Annotated in this window: 16 protein-coding genes, 1 tRNA gene and 1 pseudogene; all 18 read left to right on the forward strand. The window is 45.8% G+C overall.

All coding sequences use genetic code 11. The annotated features are described in order from the left end of the window. Window positions 1–14: 14 nt before the first annotated feature. Window positions 15–770, forward strand: a complete 756-nt coding sequence (locus tag KDK67_RS05700; RefSeq protein ID WP_250867873.1) for a 4-phosphopantoate--beta-alanine ligase — start codon at window positions 15–17, stop codon at window positions 768–770. Window positions 771–778: 8 nt separating this feature from the next. Next, a complete protein-coding gene (locus KDK67_RS05705; protein ID WP_250867874.1) occupies window positions 779–1,417 on the forward strand; it encodes an HD domain-containing protein in 639 nt (212 codons plus the stop codon). A 15-nt stretch (window positions 1,418–1,432) separates the two neighbouring features. After that, entirely contained in the window at window positions 1,433–2,737 is a 1,305-nt protein-coding gene (locus KDK67_RS05710) for an amidohydrolase family protein (protein WP_250867875.1), read from the forward strand. 51 nt (window positions 2,738–2,788) lie between these two features. Next, window positions 2,789–4,024 (forward strand): adenosylhomocysteinase, encoded by a 1,236-nt coding sequence (locus KDK67_RS05715; RefSeq protein ID WP_250867876.1) that lies wholly within the window; start codon window positions 2,789–2,791, stop codon window positions 4,022–4,024. Between the two features lie 555 nt (window positions 4,025–4,579). After that, window positions 4,580–4,656: transfer RNA gene (locus tag KDK67_RS05720), tRNA-Lys, on the forward strand. A gap of 46 nt (window positions 4,657–4,702) precedes the next feature. Next, on the forward strand, window positions 4,703–4,939 hold the full coding sequence (locus KDK67_RS05725; protein ID WP_172368762.1) for a DNA-directed RNA polymerase subunit H: 237 nt from the start codon (window positions 4,703–4,705) through the stop codon (window positions 4,937–4,939). 240 nt (window positions 4,940–5,179) lie between these two features. Next, window positions 5,180–6,811 carry a DNA-directed RNA polymerase subunit B'' gene (locus KDK67_RS05730; RefSeq protein ID WP_250867877.1) on the forward strand — a complete coding sequence of 544 codons (1,632 nt, stop codon included), beginning with the start codon at window positions 5,180–5,182 and terminating at the stop codon, window positions 6,809–6,811. Continuing rightward, window positions 6,808–8,622: a DNA-directed RNA polymerase subunit B gene (gene rpoB / locus KDK67_RS05735; RefSeq protein WP_250867878.1), complete on the forward strand. Its 1,815-nt coding sequence runs from the start codon at window positions 6,808–6,810 to the stop codon at window positions 8,620–8,622. The genes KDK67_RS05730 and rpoB overlap by 4 nt, the downstream gene beginning before the upstream one ends. 11 nt (window positions 8,623–8,633) lie before the next feature. Then, on the forward strand, window positions 8,634–11,279 hold the full coding sequence (locus KDK67_RS05740; RefSeq protein WP_250867888.1) for a DNA-directed RNA polymerase subunit A': 2,646 nt from the start codon (window positions 8,634–8,636) through the stop codon (window positions 11,277–11,279). 29 nt (window positions 11,280–11,308) lie between these two features. After that, entirely contained in the window at window positions 11,309–12,439 is a 1,131-nt protein-coding gene (rpoA2, locus tag KDK67_RS05745) for a DNA-directed RNA polymerase subunit A'' (protein ID WP_420846922.1), read from the forward strand. A 90-nt stretch (window positions 12,440–12,529) separates the two neighbouring features. Further along, window positions 12,530–12,817, forward strand: coding sequence for a 50S ribosomal protein L30e (locus KDK67_RS05750; protein WP_250867880.1), 288 nt, complete (start codon window positions 12,530–12,532; stop codon window positions 12,815–12,817). A gap of 16 nt (window positions 12,818–12,833) precedes the next feature. Further along, window positions 12,834–13,259, forward strand: coding sequence for a NusA-like transcription termination signal-binding factor (locus KDK67_RS05755; protein WP_250867881.1), 426 nt, complete (start codon window positions 12,834–12,836; stop codon window positions 13,257–13,259). Between the two features lie 78 nt (window positions 13,260–13,337). Continuing rightward, a complete protein-coding gene (locus KDK67_RS05760; protein WP_250867882.1) occupies window positions 13,338–13,766 on the forward strand; it encodes a 30S ribosomal protein S12 in 429 nt (142 codons plus the stop codon). A gap of 4 nt (window positions 13,767–13,770) precedes the next feature. Continuing rightward, a complete protein-coding gene (locus KDK67_RS05765; protein ID WP_250867883.1) occupies window positions 13,771–14,331 on the forward strand; it encodes a 30S ribosomal protein S7 in 561 nt (186 codons plus the stop codon). 47 nt (window positions 14,332–14,378) lie between these two features. Further along, window positions 14,379–16,571 carry an elongation factor EF-2 gene (locus KDK67_RS05770; RefSeq protein WP_250867884.1) on the forward strand — a complete coding sequence of 731 codons (2,193 nt, stop codon included), beginning with the start codon at window positions 14,379–14,381 and terminating at the stop codon, window positions 16,569–16,571. 120 nt (window positions 16,572–16,691) lie between these two features. Beyond that, window positions 16,692–17,963, forward strand: a complete 1,272-nt coding sequence (tuf, locus tag KDK67_RS05775; RefSeq protein ID WP_250867889.1) for a translation elongation factor EF-1 subunit alpha — start codon at window positions 16,692–16,694, stop codon at window positions 17,961–17,963. A gap of 34 nt (window positions 17,964–17,997) precedes the next feature. Further along, the gene (gene rpsJ / locus KDK67_RS05780; RefSeq protein ID WP_250867885.1) at window positions 17,998–18,309 is read left to right on the forward strand and encodes a 30S ribosomal protein S10; all 312 of its coding nucleotides are present in this window, start codon (window positions 17,998–18,000) and stop codon (window positions 18,307–18,309) included. 165 nt (window positions 18,310–18,474) lie between these two features. After that, a pseudogene (locus KDK67_RS14655) lies at window positions 18,475–18,607 on the forward strand (IS1 family transposase); the annotation flags it as partial.

Here is an 18,607-nt window from a genome sequence, read left to right on the forward strand (position 1 = left end):
GATCAGTGGTATGTATGAGTGATATTCCTAAGGATCACCCTCGCTACATTTCCCTTATGACAAGGGAGCGGATAGTCGAGGGTGTGGATATTGGAATTACCAGTCAGCAGGGATTGGTTGCACAGGGCAGAGGTGAGTGTTTCGATTATCTTGTCGGTGAGAGGACCACCACCTCTGCTTTTTTGGCAGAGAAAGTAGCTGTATGTATGCTGCTTCTTGCTAAACGTCCTGTCCTGTCTGTCAATGGGAATGCTGCGGCACTTGTGCCGGAGTTCCTTGTGGAACTTTCCGAACTGGTCGGTGCTCCGCTTGAAGTGAATTTGTTCCACCGTAGTGATGAACGTGTGGAGCGTATAATTTCTTATCTTAAGCAAAAGGGTGCGTCTGAGGTGCTTGGTGGGAAGGGGGATGCAAGGCTTTCTCTTGATCATGGCAGAGCCATCGTGGATTCGGATGGTATTTACAAGGCAGATGTTGTGCTTGTTCCTCTTGAGGATGGTGACCGGTGTCAGAAACTTGTTGATATGGGCAAGACCGTTATTGCAATAGACCTGAACCCAATGTCACGTACGTCCCAAACTGCAAGTGTGACCATTGTTGATAATGTTGTCAGGGCACTTGCAAATATGGTCGGGCTTGCAACCGAACTAAAAAAGCTTGATCCTTTTGAACTTCAAAACATTGTAAAAGAGCATGACAATGGCAGGATATTGTCAGAATCTGTTCGTGAGATCCGCGATGGGCTTGATGGTATGATCATTGATATGTGAGGTTGGGTATGGTCCTTATTGAAAAAACCCGTAAATTCGTTGCGGATGTGCTTGCCGATGAGCCGAGTTCTCATGAGATGTCCCATATTGAACGGGTTGAATCCTCATGTATGGTGATACAGAGTGAGGAAGGTGGCGACATTCAGGTTATACGGCTTGCAGCTCTGCTTCATGATGTGGGGGTAGTAAAAGAGCATCGTGAAGGTGGTGACCATGCTGTCCATAGTGCTGAGATGGCGTATGATCTTCTCATGAAGGAAGGTGTTGAGTCTTCGGTTATCGATCATGTCGTTTCCTGCATCCGTACGCACCGGTTCAGTCGGGGGCACAAGGCAGGATCGCTCGAAGGGCAGATATTGCAGGATGCCGATCGTATCGATGCTCTTGGGGCTATCGGGATATTCAGGGCGGTAATGTCAATGGGTGCTCTGCGTAGCTTGAAACATTCCAGTGGGATCGAGAAAAGTTCATCAAGAAATGCTTATGCAGCAGATCCTCTGGATGGCTTTGCTGAATATATGGAAATGAAACCTTTTAAAATAATGGGTGGCTTAAACACTACGACTGCAAAGAGGATTGCAGCGGACAGGCTCAGGATAATGCATCAATACCTTGATGCACTTGAGGTTGAAACATCGAACAAGTAACAGGTATATGATCATATGGCGGATATTATAATTAAGAACGGTAATGTTCTGACAATGGACCCTGAGTTAGGGGACCTTAAAAACGGGGTTGTGGTTATAGATGATGGCAGTATAGTCGAGGTTGCCGAGTCAACTGAAGCGACAGCAGATACTGTTATCGATGCACGTGGCGGCGTCGTTATGCCGGGTTTCGTTAATACACATACCCATGCAGGCATGACGCTTTTCAGGGGTTATGCAGACGATCTTCCGCTTGCGTCATGGCTTCAGGACCATATATGGCCGGCAGAAGCTGAGCTTACTGCGTCAGACGTGGTCGCGGGTACGAACCTTGCATGTCTGGAAATGATCAAAAGCGGAACCGTGGCCTTTGCGGATATGTACTTCTTCATGGAAGAGGTCGGTAAGGTCGTGGAGTCTTCAGGCCTAAGGGCTGCTCTTTCCTACGGCATGATCGAACTGGGGGATGCTGAAAAGGGGAAGAACGAACTTAAGAAAGGTAAAGGGTTTGTGAACGAGTGGAATGGAAAGGCAGACGGGAGGATCTCTGCAATGTATGGTCCGCATGCACCCAATACCTGTTCAAAGGATTTCCTCATTAAAGTAAAAGAACAGGCTGTTGCAGATAATGCTAAGATACATATTCATGTGCTTGAGACCGAGGCTGAACTGAACCAGATGAAGGAACAGTACGGTATGTGCTCTGTCAATATGCTGGATAGTATCGATTTCTTTGGACCTGATGTTCTTGCGGCACATTGTGTCTGGCTTTCTGATGGGGACATGGACATCCTGGCCAACAATAATGTCAATATCTCGCATAATCCGGTGAGCAATATGAAGCTGGCATCAGGTGTCGCACCGGTGACGAAATTGCTTGATAGGGATGCAAATGTCTGTCTTGGTACTGATGGTTGTGCTTCTAATAATAATCTCGATATGTTCGATGAGATGAAAACTGCCACATTGTTGCAAAAGGTGGATACCATGGACCCAACTGCACTTCCTGCAAGGAAGGTGCTTGAGATGGCCACTATCAATGGGGCAAAGGCACTTGATATTAAGGGTGGGATGTTGAGGAAAGGTTATAATGCAGATGTTATAATTGTTGACATGAACAGATCCCACCTGACTCCGTTGTTCGATGTGCCTTCACAATTGGTATATTCGGCAGGCGGAAGTGATGTGAGGACTTCTATTGTCAATGGTAAGGTTCTCATGGATGATCATAAGGTGCTTTGCATGGACGAGCAGAAGATCATCGATGATGCTAAAGAGGCGGCTTCCGATCTGGTGTCAAGGGTCGATGCCAAGAACTGATGCGGGTCCGTTTTGTTATACAATATTTGAATTTATACTGGAGATCTAAATATGAGTGATAAAGATTTGATAGAATCCGGTGATATGAAGATCGGGTGGGTGCGCAGTCACATGCCTGTTCTTTCTATCATTCGTGAGAGCTTCGAACGTGAACAGCCTTTGAAAGGACATAAGATCGCAATGGCGTTGCATGTCGAAGCAAAGACCGCCGCTCTTGTGGAGGCACTTGCTATCGGTGGTGCTGAAGTTGCCATTACAGGTTGCAATCCGTTGAGCACACAGGATGATGTTTCAGCAGCTCTCAATACGCGTGATAATATCAAATGTTATGCAAAGTATGATTGCTGCAGTGATGAATATTATGAGGCTATCGATAAAGTGCTCGATATGAAGCCTGATATCACTATTGATGATGGTGCCGACCTTATCTTCAAGCTTCACACCGAGCGCACAGATCTGCTCCCAGGGATCCTTGGTGGCTGTGAAGAGACCACGACCGGTATTCACAGACTCAAGGCAATGGAGAAAGATGGTGCATTGAAGATGCCAGTTGTTGCGGTAAACGATGCAATGACAAAATTCCTTTTCGATAATAGGTATGGTACAGGTCAGTCAGCATGGGATGGTATCATGAGGACCACCAATCTTCTGGTTGCTGGAAAGACCGTTGTTATCGGTGGATATGGCTGGTGTGGTAAGGGTGTTGCAATGCGTGCTTCAGGACTTGGTGCGGATGTCATTGTGACAGAGATCGACCCTATTCGTGCACTTGAGGCTCGTATGGATGGTCACCGGGTCATGTCCATGGCCGAGGCTGCAAAGTATGGTGATATATTCGTCACAACTACGGGTAATGTCGATATCCTTTCAAAGAAGCACTTTGAGGTAATGAAAGATGGTGCAATTCTTGCAAATTCAGGTCACTTCAATGTGGAGATCAATCTTGAAGAGCTGACTGCCATGGCCAGTTCTGTAAGGGCGGTCAGGAAGAATATCAAGGAGTACAATGTTGCGGGTAAGAGAATTAACGTTCTTGCAGATGGCAGACTTGTTAATCTTGCAGCGGGTGATGGTCATCCGGCAGAGGTCATGGATATGAGCTTTGCAAATCAGGCACTATGTGTCAAATATATTGCTGAGAACAAGCTTGAGAATGGTGTACATCCTGTACCGCATGATCTTGATATGTATGTTGCTGAACTGAAATTGAAATCAATGGGCATTGAAATTGATGAACTTGAACCTCATCAGACCGAATATATGGAAGGATGGGAGTGCGGGACATAATTGTCCTGTAATTATTTTTTTAATTGTTTTTTTCTTTTTATCGTTTGATCGGTATGTTCAAAATTTAAAATTTCAGTGTATATATCTTCTTTTTTGATGCATTCAAGTCATTGGTTGGTGATTTTCGGGGTCAAAGCTTATATAATGAGAGGCATATAATGGAAATCCCGAGAATGCAATATGCTAACTCTCTTTGCGGGTATTGGTGCAACTTTATCTGTAAGTTGTTATTCAGGCTGAATAGTACTTTGCAAAGATCTGATTAGTGCGTTAGCGGTCTGATAAATGCGCTTGATATTGATAAGGGCAGAATGTTCAATAATTCCATGTGAAAAAAGGGTTAACTTTGTAAAAAGTGAAAATAATCCTATAAATATGTATTGACAATTTCATACCTCTTTCATTTATATTTCAATATGTATTTTGTACGTGTGGATTGAGCACGTTCACTCAAAAAATATGCACGATGTGTAACCGGTATGCTTATATAGTAGTGTTCCCTTGTTACCTCGCTGTATGAGGCGGCATTTATGGTGCCAGTGCAGTAGTCACCGTGGGCTTGTAGCTTAGTCAGGCAGAGCGTCTGGCTTTTAACCAGACGGTCTAGGGTTCAAATCCCTACAAGCCCGCCAGCAATTCATGGATATATTGCTTGCATATTTTTTAGGAGGAGTAAATTTGAGTAAGTTCAGCCTGCTTGACCACGAATTAATCCCCCATCATGAAATTATGGATGAGGATGATCTGAAAACTGTCCTGACACATTATAATGTTGAAAGGGAACAGTTACCAAAGTTGAAAGTAACAGATCCTATCGCACAAGAGATTGGTGCGGAGCCTGGCAATGTTGTGAAGGTTATTCGCAAAAGCCAGACTGCAGGTGAAGCACTGTATTACAGATATGTAATAGAGTGAAACGAGGTTTTAATATTTGAAATATCTTGTTTATTCTTTATCCACTTATTTTGGTTGCTTTTTAATGCATTGTTTCGAGGGTGCATTCGACCGAGTTGATACTGTGACCGCCTATGTGGTCGCAGTGACCGTTAATTCCACTAATTTTTCTTTCTAAAATCCAATTAACTAAAAGAGGGTGCTATCATCGCGTTAGACACGAGCGTATTATCAGAAGCCTATTTCACAAAGGACAAGATTGTGCAGCATCACATTGACTCTTATGACAAGTTTGTCAAACATGGTCTTCAGAAGATCATTAATGAACAAGGTATAATCGAGACCGATCTCGAGGATATCTATGTCAAACTTGGTAAGATAAGGGTGGAACATCCAGTAGTAAAGGAAGCAGATGGTGCAATTGAGAAATTGTATCCAAACGAGGCAAGGTTGCGTAACCTTTCTTATTCTGCTCCTCTTTTCCTGGAAATGTCTGTTGTACAGAATGGTGAGGAAGGAGAGCCAAGGGAGGCAAAGGTCGGCCAGCTTCCTGTAATGATCAAATCGGAGATCTGTAACCTTGTTGGCATAAGCGATGCCGAAATGATCCAACATGGTGAGGATCCGCTTGATCCTGGGGGATATTTTATTGTAAATGGTACTGAACGTGTCGTGATGACACTTGAGGACCTTGCCCCTAACAAGATCCTTACTGAGCTCGGTGAGCGTTACGGTGACTCCATCGAAGTTTCAAAGGTGTTCTCTCAGAGGAGAGGTTACAGGGCACTGGTAGTTGTGGAAAGAGGCAGGAAATCCCTTTTGGAGATCTCATTCCCATCTATATCCGGACGTGTCAACTTCATTACATTGATGCGTGCTCTGGGTGTTGAGACCGATGAAGATGTCGCAAAGATCGTTTCGACCGATCCTGAGATCATGAAGTTCATGTTCGAGAACCTCGAAGAGGCAGAGGTCTTCACAATAGAAGATGCTATTGAGAAGATCGGTGGTCGCGTGGCTTCCGGGCAGGCAAGGGAATACCAGATGAAGCGTGCGAACTATGTGATCGACCGTTATCTTCTTCCGCACCTTGGCAACGATCCTGCTGACAGAATACCAAAGGCACATTTCCTTGGTAGGATGGCAGAGTCATGTTTCGAGCTTGCTCTTAAAAGGCGCTCAGATGATGATAAGGACCACTACTCCAACAAGAGGCTTAAGTTGACCGGTGACCTTATGGAAGATCTTTTCAGGGTAGCTTTCAACCGTCTTGCACGTGATGTAAAATACCAGCTTGAAAGGGCTAACATGAGGAACAGGGAATTGAACGTAGCGACACTTGTGCGTGCGGATGTTCTTACAGATCGTCTTCAGCACCCCCTTGCCACAGGTAACTGGGTAGGCGGTAGAAGTGGTGTATCTCAGTTGCTTGACCGCACGGATTACATCTCAACTCTTTCTCACTTAAGGCGTGTCATTTCTCCACTTTCAAGGGCACAGCCTCACTTTGAGGCTCGTGATCTGCATCCTACTCAATGGGGACGCCTTTGTCCTTCAGAGACTCCCGAAGGTCCAAATTGTGGTCTGGTGAAGAACTTTGCCCAGATGGTCGAGCTTTCTACTGGTATAGAGGATAAGGAAGTTGTTAAGAATATCATTTACGGACTTGGTGTAACTCCTGTGGAAATCTACGTTCCGGAAATTATCTTGGAATTGGCTGCCGATGTTGATTATGAGGAAGACCTGGAATTGACTCCTCATGATGAGGGCGAAGGACCTGCTGTAAAGGTTGAAACCAAGGCAGAGTCTGGGCCCAACGTTGTTGATTATCATAAGTACATGGATGAAAATGCCGATCCCGTGGGCGGCGATGAGACGGAGGTGCAAGAATGACTGAAGCAAAAGTCTTCCTCGATGGGGAATTTATCGGAACTCACGATGATCCGGTAGAGCTTGTCGAGAGTATAAGGGGGCAGCGCCGCAGTGGTATGTTGCCTGATCAGTTGAATGTAACTCTTTATGAGGATATTCACGAATTAATCATAAGCTCTGATATGGGTCGTGCAAGAAGGCCTGCCCTCGTTGTTGAAGATGGTGTTCCGCTGATCACTGAGGAACATATCGAAAAGCTCCGGGATGGCGAGATCTCGTTCCGTGATATCTTGAATATGGGTTTTGTTGAATATCTGGATGCTGAGGAGGAAGAGAATGTGTTCATTGGTCTTTATGAAAAGGACCTTACTCCTAAACACACCCATCTTGAGATAGACCCCTCCCTAATGCTTGGTATCTGTACTGGTATGGTCCCATATCCGGAGCACAATGCTTCTCCGAGGAACACCATGGGTGCAGCTATGATCAAGCAGTGTATCGGGGTTTCTTCATCCAACCTGAAACTCAGGCCTGATACACGTGCGCATGTACTTCACTATCCGCAGAAGGCAATGACGCGTACTCAGACCTGTGATGCTATCCATTTCGATGACCGTCCGGCTGGACAGAACTTCGTTGTCGCTGTCATGTCCTACGAAGGGCATAATATTGAGGATGCACTGGTTTTCAATAAAGGTTCCATTGAGAGGGGTCTTGGAAGAAGCCACTTCCTGAGAACCTTTGAAGGTGAAGAACGCCGTTATCCTGGTGGCCAGGAAGACAAGTTCGAGATACCGGATTCTGAGTTCAGGGGTGCCCGTAGTGCAGAAGCATATGCAAACCTCGATATTGATGGTCTTGTGAACCCTGAGACCGTTGTAGGTCCAAATGATGTGCTTATCGGTAAGACAAGTCCTCCAAGGTTCCTTGAAGAGCAGTCTGACTTTGGTATAACCATTGAACAGCGCAGGGAAAGTGCGATCACGATGCGCTCTAACGAGAAAGGTATCGTTGATACTGTTATTCTTACTGAGTCTATCAATGGTACAAGGCTTGCAAAGGTGAAGATAAGGGATGAGAGGATTCCTGAGATCGGTGACAAGTTCGCATCAAGACACGGTCAGAAGGGAGTTATCGGTTTGATAGTTCCATATCATGATATGCCATTTACAGAACTGGGTATGGTCCCTGATCTTGTTATTAATCCTCACGCTATCCCTTCACGTATGACCGTTGCCCACGTTCTGGAAATGATCGGTGGGAAACTTGGTTCTATTGAAGGTCAGCGTATGAGGGGTACTGCATTCTCCGGTGATAAGGAGGATGGTATCCGTGCAGGGCTTCAGAAAAATGGTTTCTCGCACACAGGAAAAGAGGTGTTCTGTGATGGGGTTACCGGTAAGAAGATCCAGGCAGATGTTTTCGTTGGTGTTATCCTTTACCAGAAGCTCCACCACATGGTTGCATCAAAGATCCATGCAAGGTCCAGAGGTCCTGTGCAGGTATTGACCCGTCAGCCAACTGAGGGACGTGCTCGTGAAGGAGGTCTTAGGTTTGGTGAAATGGAAAGAGATGTACTGATCGGACACGGTGCTGCGATGACCTTGAAGGAAAGGCTTCTCGATGAGTCTGATAAGGTCGTAGAACTCGTATGTGGACACTGTGGTATGGTGGCAACCTTTGACAGGACACGTAATATCAGATACTGTTCGAACTGTGGTGCTGAAACGGACATTCACCCGGTGGAAATGAGCTATGCGTTCAAGTTGCTTCTTGATGAGATCAAATCCCTTGGGGTTGCTCCAAGACTTAGACTTGATGATGCGGTGTGATAATAATGCAGATGGACAATATGGTACCTTCAATACCAAAAAGGATCGGTGCGATCAAATTCGGTTTGATCTCTCCGCGCGAAGTACGTAAAATGAGCGTTACATCGATCATAACTGCGGATACCTATGATGATGACGGTTATCCGATAGACATGGGTCTTATGGACCTGCGTCTTGGTGTGATCGATCCTGGACTTAAATGTAAGTCCTGTGGAAGCCGTGCTGGTGAATGCCCTGGTCACTTCGGGCATATCGAACTTGTGGCACCTGTTATCCACGTTGGTTTCAATAAGATCCTTCGTAAGATCTTACGTTCGGTCTGTTGCAAGTGCAGTTCCCTTCTGCTTGAGGAAGGCAAGAAGAGGGACTTCCTTGAACAGCTGTCCAGGCAGAAGGATATGGGTCACCTTCCTGATGATGTTATCAATAATGTCTTCAAGGAAGCAAGGAAGTCAAAGACCTGCCCTTACTGTAATGAGGAGCAGCTCGATATAAAGTTCGAGAAGCCAAGTGAGTACATTGAGAATGGTCATAAGCTGACCCCTACCGAGATAAGGGACAGGTTCGAGAACATCTCGGATGATGATATCCGTGTAATGGGGATGAACCCTGATACTGCCCGTCCTGAATGGATGATCCTTACAGTTCTTCCGGTACCTCCGGTCACTGTGAGGCCATCCATCACGCTTGAATCCGGTCAGCGCAGTGAGGATGATCTGACCCACAAGCTTGTGGATATCATTCGTATCAACCAGCGTTTCCAGGAAAATAGGGATGCTGGTGCTCCTCAGCTTATCATTGAGGACCTTTGGGAGCTTTTGCAATATCACCTTACAACTTATTTCGATAATGAGGTTTCAGGTGTACCTCCTGCCAGGCACAGGTCAGGAAGGCCGCTGAAGACCTTGACCCAGCGTCTTAAGGGTAAGGAAGGACGTTTCAGAGGAAGTCTGTCAGGTAAGCGTGTGAACTTCTCTGCACGTACTGTGGTATCTCCTGATCCCAACCTTAGTATCAATGAAGTCGGTGTTCCCCTTTCTATTGCACAACATATGACAATTCCTGTAAGGGTCATTTCAAAGAACCTTGACCTTATGCGGGAATATGTCCGCCGTGGACGCGAAGTTCATCCGGGTGCGAATTATGTTATCCGTGATGATGAACGTCGTATCAAGGTCACCGATATCAACAAAGAAGAACTTCTTGAGAAGCTCGAGCCTGGATGGACCATTGAAAGGCAGATGCAGGATGGAGATATCGTGCTGTTCAACAGGCAGCCTTCATTGCACAAGATGAGTATCATGGCTCATCGCGTAAAGGTACTTCCTAATAAGACCTTCAAGCTCAATCCGGCTGTATGTCCGCCATACAATGCTGATTTTGATGGTGATGAGATGAACATGCACGTTCTTCAGACAGAAGAGTCACGTGCAGAGGCCAGTATCCTTATGCAGGTTCAGGAAAACATCCTTTCCCCGCGTTTCGGTGGTCCTATCATCGGTGGTATCCACGATCACATTTCCGGTCTGTTCCTTTTGACAAGGAATCAAAAGTTCATTAGTAAGAACGATGCACTGGAGCTTCTCCGTAAGTCTGAATTGCGTGTGCTTCCAGAGCCTGCTGGTCATCTTGAAGATGGTGAGCCTTATTGGGACGGAAAGCAGATCTTCAGTCAGATCCTTCCTAAGGGACTTTATGTCGAGTTCCCTGCGCAGGTATGTTTCAAGTGTGATACCTGTAAGAAAGGGGACTGTGAGTACGATGCTTATGTTGTCATCGAAGATGGTGAGCTGATCAAAGGTACTATCGATGAGCAGGCTATTGGTGCGTTCAAAGGACGTGTTCTTGATAAGGTCGTTAAAGAATTCGGTACCACTGCAGGTGCACAGTTCGTAGATGATTTCACAAGGCTTGCTATCAGAGGTGTGATGCACACAGGTCTGAGCTTTGGTATCAGTGATGAGGATATTCCGCTAGAGGCCAAGGAAGGCATTGCTATAAGGCTACAGGATGCTGAAAAAGAGGTAGCTGAACTTGTTCAGGCGTATGAGAACAAGGAGCTTGAAGCTTTGCCGGGCAGGACCCTTGATGAGACCATTGAAATGAGGATCATGCAGACCCTGGGTAAGGCAAGAGATGACACTGGTGGGATGGCTGACCAGAGTCTTGGTCTTGAGAACTCTGCGGTTATAATGGCAAGGTCTGGTGCTCGTGGTTCTATTTTGAACTTGACCCAGATGGCGGCTTGTGTAGGTCAGCAGGCGGTTCGTGGTGAGCGTATCAGGAGAGGATATGCAGGAAGGACCCTCCCTCACTTCGATAAGGGTGACCTTGGTGCAGATGCTCACGGTTTCGTGAAGGCAAGTTACAAGAGCGGATTGAATCCGACTGAGTATTTCTTCCACGCAATTGGTGGTCGTGAAGGTCTTGTGGATACTGCGGTCCGTACTTCCCAGTCAGGTTACCTTCAGAGGCGTCTTGTGAATGCGTTGCAGGATCTTGAGGTGCAGTATGATGGTTCTGTGCGCGAGACGAGAGGTGTCATTGTACAATTCAAGTACGGTGAAGATGGTATCGACTCCACAAAGAGTGATTACAGTAAGCCGGAGGCAATACACCGTGTTGTCAGGTCTGTTACAGGTAAGGAGGTGGCATAATGTCCATCAGTGAAGCTACTATCGATTCTATGATAAGCGGTCTTCCGCTTCCAAAGACGACACTTGCTACGTTAAGAAAGGATGTAGTGGATGTCGGTGTCACGAAAAAAGAAATGGAAGTGATCATCGAACGTGTCATGGCAGACTATGAGTATGCATGTGTTGAGCCCTGTGAAGCGGTTGGTGTGGTCTCTGCACAGTCCATTGGTGAACCTGGTACTCAGATGACCATGCGTACTTTCCACTACGCTGGTGTGGCTGAGATCAACGTTACGTTGGGTTTGCCACGTCTTATCGAGATCGTGGATGCAAGGAAGACTCCAAGTACTCCTATGATGACCGTTGCTCTTGTCAAAGAGTATGCTGCAGACAGGGAATTCGCAAGGAAGGTCGCATGGGAGATCGAAGCTACTCATATCGAGCATCTGGCGGACGTTACGACCGATCTTGCTAACATGAACCTTATCCTCGATCTTAATGAGAAGATTCTTTTGCAGAGGGGCATTGGCGTTGAGGCCATTGCTGAAAAGCTTGAAGCTGGTCTTGGTGTAAAGGTAAAGATCCCCAGTGAGGTTGCAAATCAGATCATTGTGATCCCGAAGGAACCTTTGTACAGGGATCTGCTCCAGCTTGCCAAGAACATTCATGGTATCACTTTGAAAGGTATTGAGGGTATCAAGAGGGTAGTCATCAGAAAAGATGGTGAAGAATACACTCTTTATACTGAAGGCTCAATGCTCAAGGAAATTCTCGAAGTCGAAGGTATAGACCTTTCAAGGACTTCTACTAACAATATTGGTGAGATCTATGAAGTGTTCGGTATTGAGGCTGCTCGTTTTGCCATCATTAAGGAAGCCAGTGACACTCTGCGTGAGCAGGGTCTTACTGTGGATATCCGCCACCTCATGCTTGTGTCAGACATCATGACCTGTGATGGAGAGGTAAAGCAGATCGGTCGTCACGGTATTTCCGGTGAGAAGGCCAGTGTGTTTGCCCGTGCAGCGTTCGAGGTTACTGTTAATCACTTGCTTGATGCTGGTATGCGCGGTGATATCGATGAGCTTAATGGTGTTACTGAGAACATTATTGTCGGTCAGCCGATCAAGCTCGGTACTGGTGATGTTCACCTGGTTGCAAGAAATCCTCTCAAAGACCTTTAAGAGCATTAGGTTGCAACCAGAAAGTAGATATAAGGATTCAGATATTAGAATACAAATCTCAAATTGACAATATAGATGGGTTGATGTAAAATGGATATTAATATTGATAAAGCACTTATCAAAGTTATCAGGACAGGTACTGTTATCATGGGTGCGAACCGCACTATTGAGGCAGCAGTTAAAAATGAAGCAAAGATGGTAGTTCTTGCATCCAACTGCCCTGCAAACATAAGAGAGCAGATCGAGGCAACCAGCGTACCTATTTTAGATTATGCTGGTACCGGTGTCGATCTCGGTCCTGCATGCGGTAAGCCATTTACCATTGCTACCATGGCGATCATGGATGCAGGCGAATCCGATATACTTGCAGGGATCTAAGTCAGGAGTTGTTTATTTGGGCGAGATCAGACTTTCAACAGAATGTATCAGATACATTGCACTGTTTGAAAGTGTGACTCACGCTTCTATTAAGGATTGCATTGTCGATGATGATAGGATCATCTATGTCGTAAATACTGGTGACATGGGTGCAGCTATTGGTAAATGTGGGGATAATCTCAATCGGGTTAAAAAGTCCGTTGACAAACACATTGAACTCATCGAATATTCGGCCGAACCGGTTACATTTATAAAGAATGCTTTCGGTACTGTGTCTGTTAAGTCCGTCAGGATATCCAGTAAAGGCGATAAGAAAATTGCCTATGTGGATGTGGCAGCAAATGAAAAAGGGCTTGCTATAGGGCGTAACGGAAGCAATATCGATAAGATAAAAAGGGTGGTAGGTCGCCATCACTATATCGATGATGTTATCTTACAGTGAACTTTTGTTCACACAAATTATCTAATTCAACTGATTTATTTACGAAAATTTACGGAAAATTAATTGGGAGGATAATATATGCCAAATGGAAAGTATGCAGCTCACAGACTTCAGCAGGTTCGCAAAGACGCTAGGTGGAAAGACACCAACTACAGCAGGCGTACCTTAGGTCTGGACATTAAATCTGACCCTCTAAGTGGTGCGCCACAGGGTCGTGGAATAGTACTTGAGAAAGTGGGTGTCGAGGCAAAACAGCCTAACTCCGCTATCAGGAAATGTGTTAGGATCCAGTTGATCAAAAACGGTCGTCAGGCAACAGCTTTCTGTCCTGGTGATGGTGCTATCAATTTTATTGATGAGCACGATGAAGTGACCGTAGAAAGAATAGGTGGCCGTATGGGTGGTGCAATGGGTGATATCCCTGGCGTGCGCTTCAAGGTCATTGCTGTGAACAATGTATCATTGAGAGAAATGGTCATTGGCAGAAAGGAAAAACCAAGGAGATAATTCCATGTACAAGTTATTCGGAAAGTGGGACCTTACAGAGGTCGAAGTTGCTGACGCTGGTATCAAGAGATATGTCAACCTAGATCCTGTTATCGTGCCACATACATCAGGTAAACACGCAAGGCAGCAGTTCAACAAGTCCGACATTACAATCGTCGAGCGTCTTGTGAACAATGTAATGCGTAATGCACAGAACACCGGTAAGAAGCAGATTGCTCTTCGTATTGTGGATGAGGCTTTAGATATCGTTAACTCGAAGACAAAGAAGAATCCTGTTCAGGTTCTCGTGGAAGCTATTTCAAATGCAGGCCCAAGGGAAGAAGTTGTCAGACTTAAATACGGTGGTATATCTGTACCAAAGGCAGTTGACACAGCTCCACAGAGGCGTGTTGACCATGCATTGAGAAATATCTCAATAGGTTCTAATCAGGCAGCTTTCAAATCAAAGCGCACTGCAGCAGAATGCCTTGCATCTGAGCTCATCGCAGCTTCTAACCGTGATGCAAAGAGCTACTCCATCAACAGGAAGGATGGAAAGGAAAGAGTCGCAAAGGCAGCACGTTAACCGTGTTGCTTTTTTATTTTATATAATATTCAATTGTAGGTTTTATCATGGGACGAAGGAAGAAAATGGTTGAGCGTGTTACAGCGCTGATGAGCGATCCAGTAATGATTAGGAACATCGGTATTGTAGCTCACATCGATCACGGAAAAACAACTCTTTCAGATAACCTCCTCGCAGGCGCTGGGATGATCTCTAAGGAGCTCGCAGGTCGCCAGTTGTTCATGGATTCTGACGCAGAGGAGCAGGAAAGAGGTATCACAATCGACTCCGCTAACGTGTCAATGGTGCACGAATATGAGGACAAGGAATATCTTATCAATCTTATTGATACACCAGGTCACGTTGACTTTGGTGGCGACGTTACCCGTGCAATGCGTGCAGTAGATGGTGCAGTAGTTGTCATCGATGCTGTTGAAGGTACAATGCCTCAGACCGAGACCGTTCTGAGACAGGCACTGAAAGAGCACGTAAGGCCGGTACTTTTCATTAACAAGGTAGACCGTCTTATCAACGAGTTGCAGGTCGATGATCAGGAGATGCAGATCAGGCTCGGAAAGCTCATCGATCACGTAAACAAGCTTATCAAAGGTATGAACGAAGAGCGCTACAACGCAGGCTGGAAGGTAAATGCAGCTGAGGGTACTGTAGCATTCGGTTCCGCTCTTTATAACTGGGCTATCAGTGTCCCTATGATGAAGAAGACCGGTGTAAGCTTTAGTGACGTTTTCAATTACTGCCGTGAAGAAGACATGAAGGCACTTGCAGAGAAATGTCCACTCCACGAAGCAGTTAACGATATGGTTATCAGATTCCTTCCAAGTCCTATCGATGCACAGAAGGGCAGGGTCGGAGCTATCTGGCATGGTGATCGTGAGTCCGGTATCGGTAAGCAGATGTCTGTTGCAGATGCCACAGGAGATGTTGCTTTCATGGTAACTGATATTACCATGGACCCACACGCAGGAGAAGTTTCAACAGGTAGACTTTTCAGCGGTTCACTTTCCCGTGGTATGGAAGTTTACGTTTCAGGCGCATCAAAGACGAACAGAATCCAGCAGGTCGGTGTTTTCATGGGCCCTGAGAGACTTGAAGTTGATGCGATCCCTGCAGGTAACATTGCAGCGGTAACAGGTCTCAGGGATGCATTTGTAGGTGCCACAGTAACCACACTTGAAGGCATGGAGCCTTTCGAGAGTATCAAGCACGCAAGTGAACCTGTAGTTACTGTTGCGGTCGAAGCAAAGCACATGAAGGACCTTCCAAAGCTCGTTGAAGTTCTTCGCCAGGTCGCTAAGGAAGACCCAACACTCAAGATCACTCTTGATGAAGAGACCGGTGAGCACTTAATGGCTGGTATGGGTGAACTTCACCTTGAGGTCATTGCTCACAGGATCGAGCGTGACAAAGGTGTGGAGATCACAACAACACCTCCGCTTGTCGTATATCGTGAGACGATCGTAGGTACAGCTGGTCCTGTGGAAGGTAAATCCCCTAACAGGCACAACAGATTCTATGTTATCGTCGAGCCACTGGAGCCAGAAGTCCGTGAGCTTATACGCAATGACGAGATCTCCATGAGGATGCCTGAAGTTGAGAGAAGGGAGAAGCTCATGGCAGCAGGTCTTAATAAGGATGAAGCAAAGAAGATCGTAAATATCTTCGAGAGCAATGCTTACTTCGATATGACAAAGGGTATTCAGTACCTGAACGAAACAATGGAGCTTATCCTTGAGGGATTCACCGAGGTCATGAAGGCTGGACCACTTTCCAAGGAACCATGCATGGGTGTCAAAGTAAAGCTCATGGATGCAAAACTCCACGAGGATGCTGTCCACAGAGGTCCTGCACAGGTAATTCCTGCATCAAGACAGGCAATCCAGGCTGCAATGCTTATGGCTGATGATACGCTCTTTGAACCATATCAGAAGGTATTCATCCAGGTCCCACAGGAGCAGATGGGTGGAGCAACCAAGGAGATCCAGGGTCGTCGCGGTGTCATTATAGACATGACTTCCGAAGGTGACACAACCATCATCGAGTCCAAAGCACCAGTTTCAGAGTTGTTCGGATTCGCTGGTGATATCAGATCCGCAACAGAAGGCCGTGCAATGTGGAGTACAGAGTTCGCAGGTTTCGAACCACTCCCAATGAGCCTCATGGCTGAAGTTGTTACAGGCATCCGCAAGCGAAAAGGACTCAAAGCAGCTTTGCCACAGGCAGAAGACTTTATGAGCTTGTAAGGTGGATATCAATCCATCTTTTTTTCTGCTTGAGACAATTCGCTGGAAAGGTTTAAGAGTAGAAACAACCATTATGCTCAAAATTACAGATTATACCAATTAAAAATAAAGGAGAATATTATCATGGCTGAGAAACCACATATGAACTTAGCAGTTATCGGACACGTTGACCACGGTAAATCAACATTTGTCGGAAGGTTGATGTTCGAGACAGGCGCAGTACCTGCACACCTTATCGAGAAATATAAGGCAGAAGCAAAAGAGAAGGGTAAGGAATCCTTCGCATTCGCATGGGTCATGGATACACTCAAGGAAGAGCGTGAGAGAGGAGTTACCATCGATATCTCACACAAGAGATTCGACACCGACAAGTACTACTTTACAGTAGTGGACTGTCCAGGTCACCGTGACTTCGTAAAGAACATGATCACCGGTGCTTCCCAGGCAGATGCAGCTGTTCTTGTAGTTGCAGCACCTGACGGTGTAATGGCCCAGACAAAGGAGCACGTTTTCCTTTCAAGGACCCTTGGTATCAACCAGCTTATCGTTGCTATTAACAAGATGGACGCAGCTGAATACAGCGAGGACAGATACAACGAGGTAAAGAAAGAAGTATCACAGCTCCTCGGTATGGTAGGATTCAAGGCAGAGGATGTCCCATTCATTCCAACCTCCGCATTCGAAGGCGACAACATAACAAAATCAAGCGCGAACACTCCATGGTACACTGGTCCTGCATTGCTTGAGTGCCTCAACAATCTTACTGTGCCAAGTAAGCCAGACACACTTCCACTCCGTATCCCAGTACAGGATGCATACACCATTTCCGGCATCGGTACCGTTCCAGTAGGTAGGGTAGAGACCGGTATCATGAAGAAGGGCCAGAAGGTCACCTTCATGCCAAGCGGCGCAACTGGTGAGGTCAAGTCAATTGAGATGCACCACGAAGAATGGGATCAGGCTGTACCTGGTGACAACATCGGTTGGAACGTAAGAGGTATTGGAAAGAACGACGTCAGGAGAGGTGACGTATGTGGTCCTGCAGAAAAGCCACCATCGGTAGCTGAAGAGTTCACCGGACAGATCGTTGTCCTTCAGCACCCATCCGCTATCACAGTCGGATACACTCCTGTATTCCACTGCCACACAGCTCAGACTGCATGTACTCTCATGGCCATCAACAAGAAGTTGGATCCAAAGAGCGGTCAGGTCAAGGAAGAGAACCCAACCTACATCAAGGCTGGAGATGCAGCTATCGTTACAATCAAGCCAACAAGGCCAATGTGTATTGAGCCTGTAAGTGAGATTCCACAGCTCGGCAGATTCGCTATCCGTGATATGGGTATGACGATCGCTGCCGGTATGTGTATGAGTGTTACACAGAAGAAATAACACTCTTTCTCTTTTTTTTTAATAGGAGAAAAACATGGCACAGAAAGCAAGAATACGATTATCAGGCACAAGTCCTGTAAACCTCGATGGTGTTTGCGACCAGGTGAAAGCCATTGCAAACCGCACTGGAGTAAGCATATCCGGTCCAGTTCCACTTCCAACAAAGAAGTTGGTAGTTCCTGTAAGGAAGAGCCCTAGTGGCGACGGTACAGCAACATGGGACCACTGGGAAATGCGTGTCCACAAAAGACTTATTGACATTGCAGCTGATGAGCGTGCACTTAGACAGCTCATGAGAATTAATGTTCCAAAAGATATCAGTATTGAGATCGTACTCCAGAATTGAGTACTATTGAAAAACGACTTAAATTAGTTACAGATCTATATCTGTAACATTTCTCCTCCCACTTTACTTACTTCTCTTTTTTCTTATTATTTGAGCTTATACTTTTATGGTAGTCCATCAATATTTAGTTGATATTATGTAATGTGAATCATATACATATATATCATGGGGAAACGGGGACCAAAACCAAAATTTAATGATGTTGCTTGTCCTAATGAAGACTGTGAATACTATGGCCTTACTGGAAAAGGTAATGTTGTAGGTAATGGAACTTATCAGATCAAAGGTAAACGTATTA

It is taken from the genome of Methanococcoides seepicolus (assembly GCF_023684405.1).
GTDB classification, from domain to species: Archaea; Halobacteriota; Methanosarcinia; order Methanosarcinales; family Methanosarcinaceae; genus Methanococcoides; species Methanococcoides seepicolus.